Annotated in this window: 1 protein-coding gene and 1 pseudogene; both read left to right on the plus strand. The window is 67.3% G+C overall.

What is annotated here, in order from left to right:
* A pseudogene (locus tag OK349_RS19495) lies at positions 1-258 on the plus strand (sugar kinase); the annotation flags it as partial.
* Positions 259-380: 122 nt separating this feature from the next.
* A complete protein-coding gene (locus tag OK349_RS19500; RefSeq protein ID WP_265119593.1) occupies positions 381-1,151 on the plus strand; it encodes an IclR family transcriptional regulator in 771 nt (256 codons plus the stop codon).
* Positions 1,152-1,249 lie beyond the last annotated feature (98 nt).

A 1,249-nucleotide genomic window follows, 5' to 3' on the forward strand; every position in this document is an offset into this window, starting at 1 on the left:
GCGCGCATCGACACGCCCGAACGCGGCTACCAGACCCAGGAGGTGGTGGTCGCCGGGATCATCGACCGCATCGGCGGCGGCGACGCCTATGCCGCCGGCATCCTCCACGGCGTGCTCTCGCACCAAGACCTCGAAGCCACCGTCGCCTCCGGCCTTGCGCTTACCTGCCTCAAACACTCCCTCCCAGGCGACGCATCCCTGTTCTCACAAGCGGACATCGACGCCTTCCTCCAAGGCGGCCTGGACGTCCGGCGGTGATCAGGCGGGCCTGAAATCGCCTTGAAAATAGCGATGGTATTTCCCCCAGAATGTCCCATATAGTGGAATAAGCGTTCCACAACGTGCCGCCGGATCCGGCGGACGGCAAAGGCAGGGCAAGCATGGCTGTAGACGAGAAAGAGGCTTCGGCCGGGCTCAAGGGCGTGCAGACGCTGATGCGCGGACTCGACATCCTCGACCAGGTGATCGACGGGCCGGTCAAGGTCACCGACCTCGCCCGCAATCTCGCGCTCACCAAATCGACCACGCACCGGTTGGTGCAGGCGCTGCGTACGCGCGACTATCTCTCGATCACCACCGACGGCTATTCGCTCGGCCCCAAGCTGCTCCAGCTGGGCACGATGGCGCACGAGCAGGTCGACTATGTCCGCCTCGCCCGCCCGCACATGGAAGCTTTGTCCGAACAGACTGGCTATTGCGTGTTCATCGGCAAGCGCGAGGGCGACTGGTCGCGCCATCTCGAGCGGGTGACGGGCCGCCAGCGGCTGCGCGTCGCCACCGCGCCGGGCGACCGGCGGCAGATCGTTGAGACCGGTCTCGGCAAGGCGTTGCTGCTCGACGAGGACCCCGAGACGCTGACGCGGTTGTTCCGCGCGGACCGGCCCGACGCTGACGCCAAGCGGCTCAAGGCGTGGCTCAGCGAGATCGAGACCCACGCCAAGCGCGGGGTCGTGGTGCACGAGAGCGAGGCCGGCGACGGCGTCCGCTCGGTCGCCGCGCCGATCCGCGATTCCAAGGGCAAGATCGCGATCGCGCTCAGCATCGCCGGCGCCTCGGTCTACCTGACCGACGAGGTCATCGCGAACCTGATCGCGCCCGTGCGCAACGCCGCGGCGGACGTGAGCGCGGTGCTCGGCCACGCCACGCGTTAGAGTTTGGTTCAGCAGAGCTGAACCAGTTTCGGCACCAGCCCGCTCCCCCACCCGGCCACCCATTAGGATACTTTCGTGGGTGGCCGGGTGGGGGAGCG

Source organism: Sphingomonas sp. BT-65, assembly GCF_026107375.2.
In the GTDB taxonomy this organism is placed as follows: Bacteria; Pseudomonadota; Alphaproteobacteria; order Sphingomonadales; family Sphingomonadaceae; genus Sphingomonas.

Coding starts and splice junctions, on each gene's coding strand:
- OK349_RS19500 (WP_265119593.1), top strand. CDS start 381: ATGGCTGTAGACGAGAAAGAGGCTTCGGCCGGGCTCAAGGGCGTGCAG.